Origin of the sequence: Pseudomonas sp. St290, from assembly GCF_018325805.1 — a bacterium.
In the GTDB taxonomy this organism is placed as follows: domain Bacteria; phylum Pseudomonadota; class Gammaproteobacteria; order Pseudomonadales; family Pseudomonadaceae; genus Aquipseudomonas; species Aquipseudomonas bijieensis.
In genome coordinates this window covers 2,560,375-2,577,249 of sequence record NZ_AP014703.1, presented here as the reverse complement: position 1 = coordinate 2,577,249, position 16,875 = coordinate 2,560,375, and the positions used below count along the sequence as shown (strand labels likewise).

General features: G+C 58.1%; 13 protein-coding genes and 1 pseudogene. 5 read left to right on the top strand and 9 right to left on the bottom strand.

From position 1 onward, the window contains the following. Nucleotides 1-286 precede the first annotated feature (286 nt). From PBDP_RS11330 to PBDP_RS29900, 3 genes and pseudogenes are all read right to left on the bottom strand, one after another. Complete coding sequence (locus PBDP_RS11330; protein WP_201005332.1) at nt 287-865, bottom strand: cytochrome b; 579 nt, start codon at nt 863-865, stop codon at nt 287-289. Beyond that, nucleotides 862-1,932, bottom strand: a complete 1,071-nt coding sequence (locus PBDP_RS11325) for a catalase family peroxidase (protein WP_212802250.1) — start codon at nt 1,930-1,932, stop codon at nt 862-864. The genes PBDP_RS11330 and PBDP_RS11325 overlap by 4 nt, the downstream gene beginning before the upstream one ends. Before the next feature lie 340 nt (nt 1,933-2,272). After that, nucleotides 2,273-2,462: pseudogene (locus PBDP_RS29900) on the bottom strand ((2Fe-2S)-binding protein); the annotation flags it as partial. A gap of 952 nt (nt 2,463-3,414) precedes the next feature. Here PBDP_RS29900 and PBDP_RS11320 point away from each other — a divergent pair. The 4 genes from PBDP_RS11320 (at nt 3,415) to PBDP_RS11305 (ending at nt 7,080) form a co-directional block, all read left to right on the top strand. After that, the gene (locus tag PBDP_RS11320; protein WP_249411861.1) at nt 3,415-4,404 is read left to right on the top strand and encodes an alpha/beta hydrolase; all 990 of its coding nucleotides are present in this window, start codon (nt 3,415-3,417) and stop codon (nt 4,402-4,404) included. A 255-nt stretch (nt 4,405-4,659) separates the two neighbouring features. After that, nucleotides 4,660-5,223: a cyclophilin-like fold protein gene (locus PBDP_RS11315; protein WP_349306130.1), complete on the top strand. Its 564-nt coding sequence runs from the start codon at nt 4,660-4,662 to the stop codon at nt 5,221-5,223. Between the two features lie 103 nt (nt 5,224-5,326). Then, entirely contained in the window at nt 5,327-6,070 is a 744-nt protein-coding gene (locus PBDP_RS11310; RefSeq protein WP_212802249.1) for an SDR family oxidoreductase, read from the top strand. A gap of 59 nt (nt 6,071-6,129) precedes the next feature. Beyond that, on the top strand, nt 6,130-7,080 hold the full coding sequence (locus PBDP_RS11305) for an aldo/keto reductase (protein ID WP_212802248.1): 951 nt from the start codon (nt 6,130-6,132) through the stop codon (nt 7,078-7,080). 184 nt (nt 7,081-7,264) lie between these two features. Here PBDP_RS11305 and PBDP_RS11300 read toward each other — a convergent pair whose 3' ends face one another. From PBDP_RS11300 to PBDP_RS11275, 6 genes are all read right to left on the bottom strand, one after another. Next, on the bottom strand, nt 7,265-8,599 hold the full coding sequence (locus PBDP_RS11300; RefSeq protein ID WP_212796421.1) for a c-type cytochrome: 1,335 nt from the start codon (nt 8,597-8,599) through the stop codon (nt 7,265-7,267). 13 nt (nt 8,600-8,612) lie between these two features. Next, nucleotides 8,613-10,871 carry a xanthine dehydrogenase family protein molybdopterin-binding subunit gene (locus PBDP_RS11295; protein WP_212802247.1) on the bottom strand — a complete coding sequence of 753 codons (2,259 nt, stop codon included), beginning with the start codon at nt 10,869-10,871 and terminating at the stop codon, nt 8,613-8,615. A gap of 135 nt (nt 10,872-11,006) precedes the next feature. Further along, nucleotides 11,007-11,453, bottom strand: coding sequence for a (2Fe-2S)-binding protein (locus PBDP_RS11290; RefSeq protein ID WP_013692840.1), 447 nt, complete (start codon nt 11,451-11,453; stop codon nt 11,007-11,009). A 270-nt stretch (nt 11,454-11,723) separates the two neighbouring features. Beyond that, entirely contained in the window at nt 11,724-13,175 is a 1,452-nt protein-coding gene (locus tag PBDP_RS11285; RefSeq protein ID WP_212802246.1) for an aldehyde dehydrogenase family protein, read from the bottom strand. 72 nt (nt 13,176-13,247) lie between these two features. Next, nucleotides 13,248-14,888 (bottom strand): GMC family oxidoreductase, encoded by a 1,641-nt coding sequence (locus PBDP_RS11280; protein WP_212802245.1) that lies wholly within the window; start codon nt 14,886-14,888, stop codon nt 13,248-13,250. 16 nt (nt 14,889-14,904) lie between these two features. After that, a complete protein-coding gene (locus tag PBDP_RS11275; protein WP_212796424.1) occupies nt 14,905-15,579 on the bottom strand; it encodes an NADPH-dependent F420 reductase in 675 nt (224 codons plus the stop codon). Between the two features lie 189 nt (nt 15,580-15,768). On the opposite strand from PBDP_RS11275, the gene PBDP_RS11270 reads away from it, so the two are divergent. Beyond that, entirely contained in the window at nt 15,769-16,662 is an 894-nt protein-coding gene (locus tag PBDP_RS11270) for a LysR family transcriptional regulator (RefSeq protein WP_013692836.1), read from the top strand. Nucleotides 16,663-16,875: the final 213 nt, after the last annotated feature.

The following is a 16,875-nucleotide window of genomic DNA, read 5'->3' as shown; positions in this document are numbered from 1 at the left end:
AAGTTTGCGCATCGTGAAGGCGCCCCCCTGCGTCCGAACGCCAATGGCGGGAGGCTTCGACGCCAGGTGTTTAGGCACGTCACCTCAAGTCGGCGGCTCGCTGAACTTGGCGACGAACATCTCTATGAAGCTCGGTGATCCGGCGAGGGTCAGCGTCACTTCGCGCCAGCCTCCCAGCTCGACGGTCACTGCAGGTCGTGGTCCCACAGTACATGCCCACTGAGGTATTTCATCTCGCCCCACCGAGAACGCGTGCGCCAGCGCGCCCGTGGTAACGAAGCCTGCGTCAGTCAGCGCACTTGGTCACGACCTTGCCGTCGACCGACGGATGTACCGGAAATGGCGCCATGGCCTCGAACACGCCGTCGCGTCGCACCAGCGCGTGGAACAGAGCGGCCCCGAGGTGCAGCAGGATCAGCGCGAAGAAGCAGAACGAGAGGAGCTTGTGAGCGTTCCACAGCCAGCTGTGCAGGCCGGCGTCGGGCGACACTATGGCGGGCAGATGCAGCCCGGCGACGAGCACCGGATAGTCCGCCGCCGACAACATGGCCCAGCCAAGCAAGGGCATCGCGAGCATCAGCACATAGAACGCGACATGCGAGAGCTTGGCGGCGAGCTTCATCGACTCGGGCATGTCACGCGGCAGCGGCGGCGCACCAAGGCGCCAGCGGACTATCAGGCGCAGCACCGCGAGCACGAGGATCGCAATGCCCAACGGCTTGTGGATCGAGACCAGCATCAGGTACGCGGGCGTGATCGTCGAGACCATGCCGACGCCGATGAACAGCATCGCGAGGATGCAGATCGCCATGCCCCAATGAAGCGCCCGCTGCAACGGCGCGAATTGCTGGTTGACTTGGCTCATGGCTTGGCTCCGGTGGTGGTGGACGGGGTGCGCGGATAGTCTTTTTCTTCGGCGGTCCGGCGGTTGTAAGAGACCGAATAGGCGGCCGAACGTGCGGCGGGGAAAGGGTCGTCGGATGTGCGCATGCCGGCCGGCAGCACGGTGGGATCGAAGTTGATGTCGCGGCATGAGCCATCGGCCTCAGGCTCAATCTTCGTCACCGACAGGGTGCCGACGCCGACGCTGCGGCGATCTTCCGGCCAAGCCTTGCTCGGGTCGGCGGTCGGGTCGCCCGGGTCGGCGACCATGACCGTCATAGCCCAGCGCTGCGTCGCCTTCGCGACGCGCTCGGTGATGTCGGTCAGCAGGAAATCGGGCTCGCGCTTCTTGAGTTCGTCGCCCGAGACCGGCACAGGTTTGGCGACCGGCTTAAAGGACCAGCGCACGGCTTTGTCTTGGCCCTGCGCGTTGGTGAAGACGAAGCTGTTGATGCCGTTGTAGCGGTCTTCGGCGTACGAGCTGGTGAACGGCGCGCTGCCGGCCCACTGGCTAAACGCGCCAATCTCGGGGTGCACAGCGGCGAAGTTCTTCAACGCATCCGGATGGCTCTTGTCGGCAGAAGCCACCTGCAAATCGTAGAAAGCCTGCGGCGTCGCGACCGGAAAGAACGGCGCATTGATCATCGCGGAGCGCCACTCCTGGCCGTCGGGCGTTCGGATGCGCAGGCTCAGGGAGCGCACGCGCGCTGTGCCATCGGGCGCTTTGAGGTCGGGTGAGGCGAGGTTGAAGCGGCCGGTCACGGGATAGGTGCCGGCGACGAACATCTGTGCCTTGGACAAATCGCTGCCCGTGCCGTTGGCCTCGAAGGTACCGGTGAAGCAGATACCCTTGGCATGGGCGCGGCGGAAACCGAGAGCCGGTCCTGCGGGCGGCGCCAGCACCTCGACGATCTTGGTCGGCGTGAGGCGTGCGGGTGTCAACCAACCGGCTGTGTATGCGAACGCGGCGCCGACGGCGACAACCACCGCCGCGATCAGTACGAGCGGCCCTAGAAAAGACTTATTGGAGTGAGGATGTCGCTCGTTCATCGAAATTTCTTCCGGAGTGCGGGGTGGAGAGTTCTGTAACGAATTTAACGCTTTACTCAAAAACCTTGTGCTAAGTCGCTACGGCGCGGAAGACTTCTATACGCACCGGCCAGCAACGTTACGTTGCCGCCGGCCGCGCGGCTCGGCGAAGAAGCAGTACAGGTGGCGACGATTATTCCCCCAGGCAAAACTGCACAGCGAGGTGATGGTGAATCTGCATCCGGGCTCCAGAGTGATGCTCTGCGACGCGTTTTGTCTGCCCCCCTCAACGGGATGCCGGCTTCTTTGATTTCTACCGTGCCGACCTGGAAGTACGCTGGCCGGAGATAGCGAGGATGGCACAGGAACGCGCCACAACGTCGTCGATCAAGACGGAACAAGCGACGCACTGAGCGAGACCACACCCGTAATCCCCATTGCAGGTATAGTTTGTTCCCGTCATACCGATTTCGTCACGAATCACCCACAGCAGCGGCTGTGTCGCCCTCAGCTTCGACCTGATAGGTCTTATCGTTAATCTGAAGCGCCATAACTCTTCAGCCATCTTGGCTCTAAAAAGAGCTATTAGCGGGGCGTCGCTTAATGGCTACCTATACATGGTTTGAAAGTATCACGAGCTTAGTGGGCTCAAACATGCAGCCACGTGCTAGGCCCTATGAATAAAAGTACGCAATACAAGAAATCACCGCGCATCGATGGCACATCAACACAGTGATTTAGTGCGCGCTCAACTACGAGCGAGCACGACTCACAACTAAGCAACATGCTTGAGACGATTACCGTTACCGATTCAGGGCTTTGCATTTTTTCTTTTGGAAAAACCTACCAGCCCACAACCTGGAGAAGTATTACTTTTCGGCTAGCGGCTAATTTTTCAAATGGTCTCTTGCCCCTACAGACCTGAAGAACGGGTTTAGAAGCAGCTTCAGCAGGAAGCGCCGGAACGGAAACAGAGGTTGTGATCTCTCTTCGACGCAGCCCAACAAGCCTTGACCAAACAAGCTTTCACGTCCGTTAAGCACTTGGCCGATGTCCTCTACAAGGTCTCGTCCATCACCTGTCCCAGACCGAGTCACTCGAATCGGCGACCAACGCAGCCTGCGGCGGGTTTTCCGCCGGTCATATAGCGAGGCTGAGCTGATGCAGGCGGACCGAATACTTCCATGTACGGGACTCGATGATCAATGGTCATCGCAGCGTGGTGATATGTCATTCGAACAAGCATGAACTCATCGGGGTAGGTTTCCATTTCGAACCGCCTGGGACTTGGGGGCGCGATTATCCAATAGCGTGCATAGATGCTTGCAATTTCATGGGATGTTTTGGGGCAGTGACAGGCATACATTAGCTGGCAAAGCCGATCCCGACGGGCGACGTCATTCACGAAACATGTTCCCCATGGTTCTAAAAGACTATGACGCCGACGACAAGCCCCCCCGCTGCTCGACGGGTATTCAGGCTGGCAGGAACAATCTCAACTACATGCAAGGCACGCACATGCAACTGACACAGGAATGGGACAAAACTTTCGCCAAGAGCGACAAGGTGGACCATAAGAAGATCACCTTCACGAACCGCTATGGCATCACCCTGGCGGGTGACCTGTACCAACCGAAGAACGCCAGCGCAAAGCTGGCAGCTATTGTCGTCTGTGGCCCGTTTGGCGCGGTGAAGGAGCAGGCCTCCGGGCTTTACGCGCAAACCATGGCCGAGCGCGGTTTTGTCACGTTGGCCTTCGATGCATCCTATACCGGGGAAAGCAGCGGTGAGCCGCGCAACGTCGCCTCGCCAGACATCAACACCGAGGATGTGAGCGCGGCAGTTGATGCTCTTGGCCTGCAACCCTCCGTTGATCGCGAGCGAATTGGCGTCATCGGCATTTGCGGTTGGGGCGGCATGGCGCTGAATGCCGTGGCCTTGGATAAGCGCGTCAAGGCGGTTGTCGCCAGCACCATGTACGACATGACCCGCGTCATGTCCAAGGGTTACAACGATAGTGTGACCCTCGAACAGCGCACGCAAGGGCTCGAACAACTGAGCGCACAACGTTGGGTCGACGCGAAAAATGGTGCCCCTGCTTACCAGCCCCCCTACAACGAACTGAAGGGTGGTGAAGCGCAGTTCATGGTCGATTATCACGATTACTACAGCACGACCCGCGGACACCATCCGCGCGCGGTCAACTCGGGCAACTCGTGGACGATCACTACACCCCTGTCGTTCATGAACATGCCGATCCTGACCTACATCGCGGAAATTTCTCCACGCCCGGTCCTGTTCATCCACGGTGAAAACGCCCACTCGCGCTACTTCAGCGAAACCGCTTACGCGGCCGCGGCGCAGCCGAAGGAGCTGATGATCATTCCAGAGGCCAGCCACACAGATCTGTATGACCGTGTGGACGTGATTCCTTTCGACAAGCTGACGACCTTCTTCACGCAGCACCTGGCCACGGCGGCACGCGCCGCTTGACGTCTTGAGGCAGTCGCATCCAGGCGGACAATGCATCTGGATGCGACTGAGCGGGATGACGCGCCCTACGGTATGGCTTCATGCCACTCAGCACTTCTGACTTTCCAGTGAGGATCGACCAGAACTGGCAATAGACCACTCGCTGAGGAGCATCTGCGCCATATTGCTGCGCTAATTCGCGCTCGAAACCTACGAATTCAAGTGCAGGCGCGGCAACGCGTCTTGCCCATTTTCCGCATTGCAAAGGAGAACAACATGCAGAGCAAAACCGTTGACGTCGGTGCAGGCGGCGCTCTCTCCTCTCTTGGCGCTGCAAGCCGTAGGCATTCCTGGCACCGGCGGGCCGTGCAACAGCTTGGAATGCCGCTGCTTTTCCTTGCACTGTGCGGTGTCCATCCTGCCCATGCCGCCAGCACTGCGTTGCCCGTGGCCGCTGAGCAGGATGCGACTCAAGCACCCAAGAAATCGGATGAATCAAGCCTGTGGATGACCGTCGGGGAACGTCGCTTCGCCATCACCCTGGCCGACAACGAGGCCACTCGCGCATTCGCCGCCACGCTGCCGCTGACACTGGACATGGAGGACCTCCACGGAAACGAGAAGAAAAAAGAACTGCATGACGCGCTGCCCACCAGTGAAAGCCGGCCAGGCACGATCCGCAACGGAGACCTTATGCTTTGGGGATCGCGCACCGTGGTCATCTTTTACAAGACCTTCGACTCAGCTTACTCATACACCCGTCTGGGCCGCGTGGACGATCCGACTGGCCTGGCCCAGGCGCTCGGCCGTGGCGATGTTCGGGTGGTGTTCTCCCAATAGCAGCGTGCGCTGACAAAGTAGTTCCCACGCACTCAACACCGATCTGAAATACCGCCTCATCATCTGCTGCATCTCCTTCGCAGCCCGAATCCAGAGAGAGATCATGATCAAAGACAAAGTAGTCATCATCACCGGCGCATCGTCCGGAATCGGCGAAGCAACCGCCAAGCTGCTCGCGAGCAAAGGCGCAAAAATCGTGCTCGGCGCCCGTCGAGAAGACAAGCTCAAGCAGATCGCGGACGAGATTCTCCTGAACGGAGGCCAAGTGGTCTATCAAGTGCTGGACGTGACCAAGCAAGAGGACAGCGACAGCATCGTCCGCCTGGCCAAAGAAAGGTTCGGTCGCGTGGACGTGATTTTCCTGAATGCAGGGCTGATGCCGAACTCGCCGCTGTCCGCCCTGAAGACCGAAGACTGGCACCAGATGATCGATGTCAACGTGAAAGGTGTTCTGAATGGCGTAGCGGCCGTGCTGCCCGAGTTCCTGGCACAGAAGTCCGGGCACGTGATCACCACCTCGTCGGTGGCGGGGCTCAAGGCCTATCCGGGCGGCGCCGTCTATGGCGGTACGAAGTGGTTCGTGCGCGACTTCATGGAAGTCTTGCGCATGGAGTCCGCCATGGAGGGCAATAACATCCGCACCGCGACGATCTACCCGGCCGCCGTCAAGACGGAACTGCTGGCGACGATCAGCGATAAGCAGGCGCTTGACCAGATGCAGGACATCTATGACAAGTACGGCATTTCTCCAGACCGGATCGCCAACATCGTAGCCTTCGCGATCGACCAGCCCGATGACACGACAATCAACGAGTTCACAGTAGGCCCTGCGAACCAGCCTTGGTAAGTGCATTGCAGTCACGCAAGGCGTCCGACAGCCCACCACTGTCCTGACAAGGAGCTTTCATGAAGACCTTACCACTAGGATCAACCGACACTCGGGTTCCCAATGTCGTCGCGGGCATGATGCGCATTGCCGGCAGCACCGATGACCAGATCCGGGCGCTCTACACCGCGGCGCGCGAATCGGGCATCAATTTTTTCGATCACGCCGACCTCTACGGATTCAACCATCCCGGCGGTGGCCCGCACCTGTGCGAACGCCGGTTCGGCGAGGCGCTGCGACTCAGCAGCGCTGAGCGCGAGCAGATCTTCCTCCAGTCCAAAACCAGTATTGTGGCCGACCCGTGGCACTACGATCAGTCCTACGAGCACATCGTGGCGTCGGCCGAGAGGTCGCTGAAAGCGCTGGGGACCGACTATCTGGATGTGCTATTGCTGCACCGGCCCGACGCACTCGTGGAACCGGAAGAAGTCGCCCGCGCCTTCGACCACCTGGAGACCACCGGAAAGGTTCGCGCATTCGGGGTTTCCAACCATACTCCCCGTCAGATCGATCTGCTCAAGACCGCCGTGACCCAGCCGATCCTGGCGAACCAGGTCCAGCTTTCGCTGACGCATTCGACGATCGTCGCCCAAGGCCTGTCGTCGAACATGACCGGATTCGACGACTCAATCACTCGTGACGGTGGCGGCATCGTAGACTACGCACGGATTAATAAAATCACGCTGCAGGCGTGGTCTCCGTTCCAGAAAGCCTTTCAGGATGGGGTCTTCTTCGACTCTCCCGACTACCCGCAGCTTAATGCCGAACTCAAACGACTCGCTGCGAAGTACGACGCCACTCCGACCGCGATCGCGACAGCCTGGATCACTCGTCATCCCGCCGGCATCCAAGTGGTACTGGGCACCACGAGACCCGAGCGCCTCATCGAAGCAGCCGCGGGCTCGAATATCCCGCTCACCCGCCCCGAATGGTACGGGCTTATCCAAGCGGCTGGCCACAACGTTCCCTGAACGCACCCGGACGTCGAAAGTGGCGCCTGTCCCTCTGATTACTAGCCCCACAACGGCGTTAACACCAGAGCTCTGCTTGGATCATGCACGCCGAAGCGTAATGATCGAAAACACGGACCGCTTCTCCCCGACGGGGACTCCTTATGTATGGCGAGGGCCTTGGCCAAGCCCTCACCATACTCTCTCAACGCATCTGCAGGATGATCGGGTTGCTGCTGGCCGGATTGGTTCGCTCACGCAGTTCCTTCACCTCGTCAGCCTTCACTGCGCCTCCCTGATTACCCCATGACGTGCGAACGAAAGTCAGTACATCAGCGACTTCCTGATCAGAGAGTTGGTTGCGGTATGGGGGCATGCGATACGAATCCGGAATACCATTGGCAACGACACGTTCGGAACCGTTCAACGTGGCATTGATGCTCGTAGCGCTTTGCTTCACCATCGATGAAGATGCGCCTGCCAAAGGAGGTATCCATGGCGCCTGCCCGCTGCCGTCACTGCCGTGGCAACTGCTGCACTTGGCCATATAGTTGGCTGCCCCAGGTGTCGACAGAGGTTGTTCTGCCAGTTTGGCCGCTGGCTTCCATGGCGGCCCGTCACGCTTTGGATCGCCCGGCAACGACACCAGGTAATGCGCAATGGCTTTCAAGTCCGGGTCGGACATGTATTGCGTCGAGTTGTTGAAGACTTCCGCCATGGTGCCCACGACCACGCTGTGAGCGTTACGTCCGGTTTTCAGATAGTCGACGATCTCCTGCTCGCTCCAGCGCCCCAATCCAGTGTTCGGATCCTGGCGCAGGCTCGGCGCGTACCACCCATCGAGCAGCGAACCGCTGAGGAAAGTAGCGCTGCTTTCATCCAGCGACTTCTCGTTCATCGTCAAGCTGCGTGGGGTATGGCAACTGCCACAATGCCCCGCACCCTGGACGATGTAGGCGCCGCGGTTCCACAGCGCATCCTCTGAGGGCTTGGCCTGATAGGCACCGTCATCGACAAACGCGGTATTCCACAAAGCCAGCGGCCAGCGCATGTTGAGCGGCCAGGGGATATGGCTTTGCTGGTTCTGCTGCTGCGCCGGCTTAACGCCGGCCATGAAGAACGCATAAAGCGCCCGCACATCATCGTCGCTGAGCTTGGCATAGGATGGGTAAGGCATAGCCGGATACAGCCTGTGCCCGTCAGCCGCAACTCCGCTGCGTACTGCGCGATCAAAGTCGGCCAGGCTGTAATTACCGATGCCCGTTTGTTTGTCCGGGGTAATGTTGGTGGCATAGATTGATCCCATCGGGGTCGCCATCTCCAGGCCGCCGGCAAACGGCGCACCTTTGGGCGTGCTGTGGCAGGCCACGCAATCGCTAAGCCTGGCGACATATTCACCACGCTGGACGAGCTGTGCATCTGCCGAGGGTGCAGATGCCTCATTAGCAAAAGGCGAAAATGGCGTGCGATTGACAAACCAGCCCAAGCCAGCTGCCACGACGATGCCTGCTGGCAGCAGATACTTTATAGTTTTATTCACGAACCATTCCTCATCAGGTGTCGAAGCGGTACTGCGATAGAGGCATGCTGCGAATTCGTTGACCGGTCAGTCGCGAGACGGCGTTAGCAACCGCCGGTGCCACCGCAGGCAGAGGCGGTTCACCGATTCCGCCCATTGGCGCACCACTCTCCACCACACGGACATGGACCCTGGCCATCATTTCCGGTGTGAGGATGCGGTAGAGGTCGTAATTGCGCGCCACCGGCGTACCACCTTTGTAGATGGCTTGTTCGATCAGGGTTTGAGACAAGCCAAGGGCCACGGCTGAGTTGACCTGAGCCTCGATGATGGCGGGATTAACGATGCTACCCGGATCGATTGCCTGCCAGATGTCGTGAACCTTCACAGCTCCGTTGCTGATGGAAACCTCTGCGATCACCGCCGTTTCGGTACCAAATGGCGATGCCATTGCAACGCCTCTTGCTCGCTTGGTGCCGTCTTGCGCCGTGAACGGCCCTCGTTTCCACCCCCCGGACAGGTCGGCCACGGCCTTGAGCAAGTGGCTTAGCCGCTCGTTGCCCTGCAGCAGCTTGGCCCGCAGCTCATAGGGATCCTGACCGCCGGCATCCGCCACCTCATCCAGAAAAGCTTCATACATGAAATCATTGATGGAGTTCCCGACTGAACGCCAGTAGCCCAGCATCACCGGGGTCTGCGAGTACAGTTGAGCGATCCGACGATGGGCAATGGCGTATTTTTTACCGGCCAGGCCTTCGACGGCGGTCGGGTCGATTTTGTCTCCTTGTTTGTTAGCGATACCCTCAGTTGGCCCTTCCGTGGCACTAATTGCTTCAAAGGCCACCGGCATGCCCTGTTCATCCAGGCCAGCGCGAAAGCGCACTACGGCGGAAGGACGAAGCACGTCACGCAAAAACTCTTCCTCGCGGCTCCAGATCACCTTGATCGGTCGACCCGTGGATTGAGCCAGCTGGATAGCTTGAGGGTAAGGTGATGCATTCGGGTATAAAAAATGCCGGCCAAAAAAGCCACCCAGCAGCGGAGAGTGGAGAGTGATTTTGGAAGGGTCCAGACCGGTACGCTTGGCGACGTCGGCCAAAAACAAATCCGGGGCCTGGTTCGGCAGCCACAGATCGAGATTGCCTTCAGCGTCGAAGCGCGCCAGGGCCGAGGGCGGCTCCAACTGGGCGTGGTTGAGGTATTGGGTATGGTAAGTCGCACTGACGACTTTCTTGGCGCCGGCCAGCCCCTGCTGCAGGTCGCCCTCACGTTCGGCCTCATCCCCGGCGTCGGTGGTTTTACTCAATTGCTCCGCATAGGCCTGGGTGTCGAAATTAGCCGGCATGTAGCGCACGGTTGAATCGCCACCCGGCTCCGTCCACTCCACTTGCAGAGCCTCGACGGCACGCTTGGCCACCCACCAGCGTTGCGCAACCACCGCCACTGCCCCCTCAAGACGGTGCACCGAATGTACGCCTTTGAGGTTTCTGATCTGATCCTCGTTGCGCACCAGGCCCACTTGCAGACCCAGGCGCGGCGCATGTTGTACCGCAGCATGAAGCATGCCTTCGACACGAGTATCGATGGTGTATTGCGCCTTACCAGTAGATTTGTCGTAGACGTCTATTCGCTGGACCGGCTTACCGATCCAGCGGAATGTGGCAGGGTCGCGCAGAGTAACGGTTTGCGGATCGGGAATGGGCAAATCGAGCGTTAGCGGCGCGAGTTCACCGTAGGTGATCGATCGATTGGAAGCGACATGAATGACCCGCCCTGGCTCAGTAGTCAGCTGCGCCAGCGGCACCTTCCAGTGAGATGACGCGGCCTGCAACAGCATCAGGCGCGCCGATGCGCCCAGTCGGCGCATGGTCATGTAGCTCGCGCGCATCGACCGGCTACCACCCGTGAAGCGCATGCCACCTTCCATGACTTTGAAGTCATTCCCGGGCGCCGCGTTCTCCACCAGAAAGCTGGCTGGATCTATATCGAGCTCCTCACCCACGACCTGTGCCATGCCCGTGAAAATGCCCTGCCCCCCCTCAATAAAGGGGCTCTGCAGGCGAACGGTATTATCCGGACGAATCTCCAGGAACGCCGGTACACGGGCGCCAGGCGGCAATGCCTGGGCACGCTCGGCAGCCCGCAACGGGCCAAGGGGAATTCCGAAGCTGATAACAAGCGCACCCGCCGTGACGCCAGCCGATGCTTGCAAAAAACGGCGGCGAGAGACGTTCACAGGTTGAGCGTCGGAGAGTACGCCGCGCTCGGCGATTGAATCATCCAGTTTTGACATAGTATTCCCCTGTGTTTGCATTCAATGCTCGGCCTGGCAGCAGACCAATCTCTGCTCCATTAAAGGTGGTCAGGATTAGCCGTCGGCATTGTCACCAGGCACGTCGCAGTCGCAGCTCAGTCGAATTGCGCGTGCTCAAGCACCAGCAAGCTCATCGACAGCAGTCTTGATCGCGTTATAAGTGCCGCAACGGCAGAGATTCGTCATGGCGGCAGCAATATCGGCTTGGGAAGGTTTGGGAATGCGCTGCAACAGCGCAGTGGCGGCCATTACCTGGCCAGACTGGCAATAGCCACACTGGGCGACTTGATGCTTGACCCAGGCCGCCACTACGCGCTTGCCCAACTCGTCGTCTTCAATGGCTTCGATTGTGCGAATCTGTTTGCCCTTTACCCCTTCAACCGGTGTAACGCATGAGCGAAGCAGCACGCCGTCCACCATGACCGAACAGGCGCCGCATTGCGCCAAACCGCACCCGTACTTGGTTCCGGTCAGGCCGATATCGTCGCGAATCACCCATAACAATGGTGTATCCGCATCCGCCTCAACCTCATACACAGTGCCATTTACGTTGAGTTCCATTGTAAGAATGCCTCGATTGAAAACAGTGTGAAAAATGGCCGAGCACGACCTGCGGATAATCTTTGGCAACTGACCATTCGCAATAACAACACCTGCAACGTCGTCTTTTTAGACGAGCCTTACCCTACTGGGCTCGTCCGTGGCACAGCAAGCGAACCACGTGAGTCAGCTCGCAAGGTGCTATTAATCAGATGAATAAATATTCTCTTCAAACGGCAGGCGTGCCGCGCCAATCATCGGCGCGGCACCGCTTGGTCTTGGATAGTCGTATCAGGCCTTCAACGACGGCAGTGCTGCGGCTTCCTCGTCAAAGCCATAGACCGATTTGATTTCCAGATACTCTTGCAACCCGAAAACGCCCATCGAGCGGCCAATGCCGGATTCCTTGTAGCCACCCATAGGCGTCAGCGAGTTAGTCGGCGCGCCGTTAAAACAAACGCGCCCGGCACGCAGGCCGCTGGCGAACTCATACGCCTTGCGCCGGTCCCCACCGAATACATAGCCACCCAACCCATAAGGCGAGTCATTGGCGATTTCCAATGCCTGCGCCTCGGTGGAATAAGGCACCACCACCAAGACCGGCCCGAAAATCTCTTCCCGGCAAATAGTCATCTCCGGCGTCACATCGACGAACACGGTCGGACGGGTGAAAAAACCACGTTCGAAGCCTTCGGGGCGTCCCAGTCCGCCAACAATCAGTCGTGCACCCTCATCGAGGCCCGACTGTATGTGGCGCTGGATGCTGTTGAATTGTGCCCGGCTGACAATCGGCCCCATGGTCGTGGCGGGATCTCGCGGGTCTCCGAGACGGAATCGGTTTGCTTCGTCAACCAGAAACGGAATGACCTGCTCCACCTGACTTTCATGCACCAACATGCGACTCGGCGCGTGGCAGGATTGTCCGGTATTGAAGAAGCCGCGCTGAATATTCCAGCGCGCGGCCTTTTCCAGATCGGCGTCTCGCAGCACGATATTCGCCGACTTCCCGCCCAACTCCAGGCACACGCGTTTGATGGTGCGTGCCGCTGCCTCGCCTACCTGCGCACCGGCACCGGTCGAGCCCGTGAAGGAAACCATGTCGACATCGGGATGCTTCGACATTGCCTCGCCAATCACTCGCCCCGAACCGTTGAGCATGTTGAAAACGCCCTTGGGTACGCCTGCGGCATCCAGCACCTCTGTCAGCAGAATAGCGCTGACCGGCGAGTTGATACTGGACTTGGATACGACTGTACAACCGGCGGCCAGCGCATAGATCAGCTTGATGACGGTTGTCTGGATCGGCCAGTTCCAAGGCGAGATCAGTGCGCAGACACCCAGGGGCTCACGGCGAACGATCGTATTGCCAATTCGCGCCTCGAACTCGTACGTCTTCAACAGGTCGCGAGCGACCTTCATATGTTCGATTGGCCCCATGACCTGAGCACGGGCGCTGCAGGGAATACCCACCTCTTGCGCAATGGCCTGTACAAAATCATCGGCGCGCAATTCGTAGGCTTCGATGATACGGTTGATCAGGTCGTAACGCTCATCGAGGGAAGACTGCGAATAGCTTTTGAATGCACGCCGAGCTGCGGCCACGGCAGTGTCCACCTCTTCAACGGTCGCCATGGCGACCGTGGCAAACGCTTCTTCGGTAGTCGGATCAATCAATTCCTGGCGCTGGGAGGTCGCGGCCTCTACCCATTCACCGTCGATATAAAACTTCGCGTAATCGTGCATCTTGCTGGTGCCTCCAGTTGTTGTTATTCGCTGAGGATTTTCGTGACAGGTGGCAACACGGTACCCGCCGATTCAACCAACAGTTTCGACCGGCGAACTGCTTGCCCGGCGAGCCATTGCATCTTCACGAATCAGGTCGGCGGCTTTCACACCAATCATGATGGACGGCGCATTGGTATTGCCCGACGTGATGAATGGCATGATCGAGGCATCCACCACCCGCAGTCGCTCGATACCACGGACACGCAGTCGTTCGTCCACCACCGCCATGGCGTCGTTACCCATCTTGCAGGTGCCGCCCTGATGGTGGGCCGAGTTGCCGGTTTCGACCAGATAGTTGTAGATATCTTCATCGGTACGAATGTGGGGCCCCGGCAATTGTTCCGAAACCACGCGAGACTTGATGGGCTCGCTGTTCATGATTTTGCGTATCCAGCGCACACCACTGATCACAGCATTGATGTCGTAATCGCTGCTCAGGAAATTTGGCGTGTAATCGGCCGGGGCAGACGGGTTGGTCGAGCGCAGCGTCACTGTTCCCGTGGTGCTGGGGCGCAACTGATAAACCGACACCCCGAGTCCGGGATGCTTTTCAACGTCAACCGTGCCATCGGGAAAGTATTGAAAGGTCATAGGCCGAAAGCTGATTTGGAGATCAGCGTAGTCTTCGTCCGGGCTACTTTTAACAAACGCCGCGACCTGGGAAGAGCCAAGGGCAAGATACCCTTTGCGGGTCATCAGGTAACGGAAGCCTTCCCAGTACTTGCGCAGGCCTACGAGGTTTGCGTTGTACGAACTGTCTGGGGTGCAACGGAAGGCTGTGTGAATATAAAAATGATCCTGCAGGTTTTGCCCTACTCCTGGGGAATTCAGAACTTCGGGAATTGCGTGTTTTTCCAGTTCAGCCCTTGGGCCGATGCCGGACAACATCAGCATCTGTGGGGTCTTCAGCGAGCCTGCTGACAGAATCACTTCGCGCGCCGCATAGATACGCTCCAAACGGCCACTCTTCAAAACCTCTATACCGACAGCGGTACGCCCCTCGAATAAAACGCGCTGCAGCTCGCATCCGGTTCGAACCGTCAGGTTCGACCGTTCAATGACAGGCTCGATAAAAGCCCGGTAAGTCGACATCCGTTGCCCGTCTTGGATGTTGTGCTGCATGAAACCTACGCCATCGTGCAAGGCGCCGTTCATGTCCTCGGTCACCGGGATACCAATACGGTTAGCGGCCTCTATAAAATCGTAGCTACTCTTTTCTTTGACGACCGGATCACTGATCCATAGCGGACCATTCGCTCCGCGATATTCATCGCCGCCCCGCTCAAAGTGCTCCATCTTTTTGAAATACGGCAAGACATCTTCATACCCCCAGCCTGGGTTGCCCAAGGCACGCCAGCCGTCAAAATCCTTTTGGTGACCTCGGATGAATACCATGCCGTTGATGGAGCTGGATCCACCGAGCAATTTGCCCCTAGGCCAATACATCCGACGCCCTTGAAGCTTCTCCATAGGCGAGGTGCGGAAATTCCAGTTCAATGACTTATTGAAATAGAGCTTGCCCATTCCCGCGGGCGTATTGACCCAGAAACGATCTGAAGCAGGTCCCGCCTCAATAAGCAGGACGTTGTTCCGGGGATCGTCAGACAAACCGCGCGCAACCGGACAGCCCGAAGAACCGGCACCGACAACGATGTAATCATAAATCTGCATGTACCCACTCCTCCCGCTATTTCCCGACGCGGGAAGTGCCTTTGAACAACCTGTCAAAACGCTCAAAGCGATAAGCCCATTCGGGCCCCTGGTCCGTTTCGTAAGCCAACACTGCGGAGAGCATCGCGAAAGGCTCTATATAACGGGCAACCTTCAGAGCCCCAGCGTCCACCGGTTCAAAGCCCACCTGACTGATAAGATCCGAAACTGTGGCTTTACTGGCTTCGTCCTCGCCACAGAAGATCAAACTGGGACGTAGCGCCTCGTCCCTGGCCGCGAATACATCGAACAGAACTTCGCTGGGCGTCGACTGGAAGGCCGCAACGACATAGGCCTCAGGAATCATCTGTGCCAGCGTTTCCGCACCGGAAATCGTATGGCCGATGACAAGCTCGGTGTCTTCCGCGTTTAAAGGATTGCAGCAGGTCACGACGATTTTGCCGCTCAAGTCATCCACCTGGCTGAGGACGTCCGGCACTTGAAGCCAATGCACGGCCAAGAGGACCAAGTCAGCGTTGAATGCCGCCTCTGCCGGCGTGCTGGCCTGTGAATTCTTGCCTGCCGATGCAGCCAGATCGGCAAGTTTCTGCTGATTACGCGAGTAACTGAAGGAAACCTCATGGCCAACCCTGGCGAACATGGTGCCCAGATGACTGCCCATTCGGCCGGAGCCAAGAATTCCGATTTTCATGAAAGGCCTCTTGTTATTTTTTCGATTAAAAACACGGATGGCGTTCGGGTGAAAGGCTCGACGGCGAATAGAGGTATGATCAAAATTGATTAATCCCCTCCACGATTGTCATGGCCGGCTCATGAACATAGATCCTTGGAGCGGGCGCTTGAGCTGATACAGTATTCGCCCCCACGCAGAGAATGATGAATGGCAAAGGAACACTACAGCGACCTGCTCGCGCTCATTGCAGTAGCACGAGAGCAGAGTTTCACGCGGGCGGCCTCCCAGCTGGGAATCTCTCAATCGATGCTCAGTCATAGCATCCAGAGATTGGAGGCTCGAGTCGGCGTACGTCTTCTCACTCGCACGACCCGTAGCGTATCCGTCACCGAGGCCGGTGAACGTCTGCTCAATACCGTTGAACCGCGGTTGCGGGAAATCGAGACCGAACTGATCGCCGTAGCTGAATTTGGCGACACCCCCGCCGGTAACATTCGCATCACGGCAACCGACCATGTCATCGAAACTGTTCTTTGGCCGAAATTGGCACAAGCGCTGCCGAAATACCCACAAATCAGTGTAGAAGTCGTTATCGACTATGGCTTGACGGACATCGTGGCCGACCATTTCGACTTTGGCATCCGGCTCGGGGACGGGTTGGCAAACGGGATCGAAGCCGTTCGTATCGCTCCCGACATGCGTTTTGTAATGGTGGGCGCGCCGTCCTACATGGAGTCTCGTGCCATGCCGACCAGACCTCAAGACCTCATGGAGCATGAGTGTATAAATATGCGCCTACCAACACGTGGCGGCCTGTACGCGTGGGAGCTGGAAAAGGACGGCCAGGAAATCAATACGAGAGTCAAAGGCAGACTTGTATTCAACGGCATCAATCAGATCCTGGATGCCGCTGTATCGGGTTTCGGGCTGGCCTATGTTCCCGAGGACATCGCCCACCCCCATCTGGTTAACGGCACTCTGGTTCCTGTCATGCAAGCCTGGTGGAGAACATTCCCGGGGCTGCACCTTTACTACTCCAGCGAGCGCGAGAAGTCTCGGGCGATGCAGGTTCTAATCGATGAGTTACGGTACCCCGGATAGTCAACGGTGCTCTGAACCCTTCCTTTTTCGCATCTGAATTATTCGCCATCATTCATAGGCGCTTTCGGATTTCAGATCATTACAGATCATACTTAGCCCCCTATCATTTCGCCTCAAGCAAGTTGCGATGAGACAGCGTCCCATCGCCCGCTGGGGTCGATCCCTGGTTATTTTTTCTTTTCATTAATTCGTCCATTCGCCTGGCGCACTAGT

Bases quoted from the DNA above. Each gene is read 5' to 3' on its own strand.
- PBDP_RS11330 (WP_201005332.1), bottom strand. From the start codon at position 865: ATGAGCCAAGTCAACCAGCAATTCGCGCCGTTGCAGCGGGCGCTTCAT.
- PBDP_RS11325 (WP_212802250.1), bottom strand. From the start codon at position 1,932: ATGAACGAGCGACATCCTCACTCCAATAAGTCTTTTCTAGGGCCGCTC.
- PBDP_RS11320 (WP_249411861.1), top strand. From the start codon at position 3,415: ATGCAAGGCACGCACATGCAACTGACACAGGAATGGGACAAAACTTTC.
- PBDP_RS11315 (WP_349306130.1), top strand. From the start codon at position 4,660: ATGCAGAGCAAAACCGTTGACGTCGGTGCAGGCGGCGCTCTCTCCTCT.
- PBDP_RS11310 (WP_212802249.1), top strand. From the start codon at position 5,327: ATGATCAAAGACAAAGTAGTCATCATCACCGGCGCATCGTCCGGAATC.
- PBDP_RS11305 (WP_212802248.1), top strand. From the start codon at position 6,130: ATGAAGACCTTACCACTAGGATCAACCGACACTCGGGTTCCCAATGTC.
- PBDP_RS11295 (WP_212802247.1), bottom strand. From the start codon at position 10,871: ATGTCAAAACTGGATGATTCAATCGCCGAGCGCGGCGTACTCTCCGAC.
- PBDP_RS11290 (WP_013692840.1), bottom strand. From the start codon at position 11,453: ATGGAACTCAACGTAAATGGCACTGTGTATGAGGTTGAGGCGGATGCG.
- PBDP_RS11285 (WP_212802246.1), bottom strand. From the start codon at position 13,175: ATGCACGATTACGCGAAGTTTTATATCGACGGTGAATGGGTAGAGGCC.
- PBDP_RS11280 (WP_212802245.1), bottom strand. From the start codon at position 14,888: ATGCAGATTTATGATTACATCGTTGTCGGTGCCGGTTCTTCGGGCTGT.
- PBDP_RS11275 (WP_212796424.1), bottom strand. From the start codon at position 15,579: ATGAAAATCGGAATTCTTGGCTCCGGCCGAATGGGCAGTCATCTGGGC.
- PBDP_RS11270 (WP_013692836.1), top strand. From the start codon at position 15,769: ATGGCAAAGGAACACTACAGCGACCTGCTCGCGCTCATTGCAGTAGCA.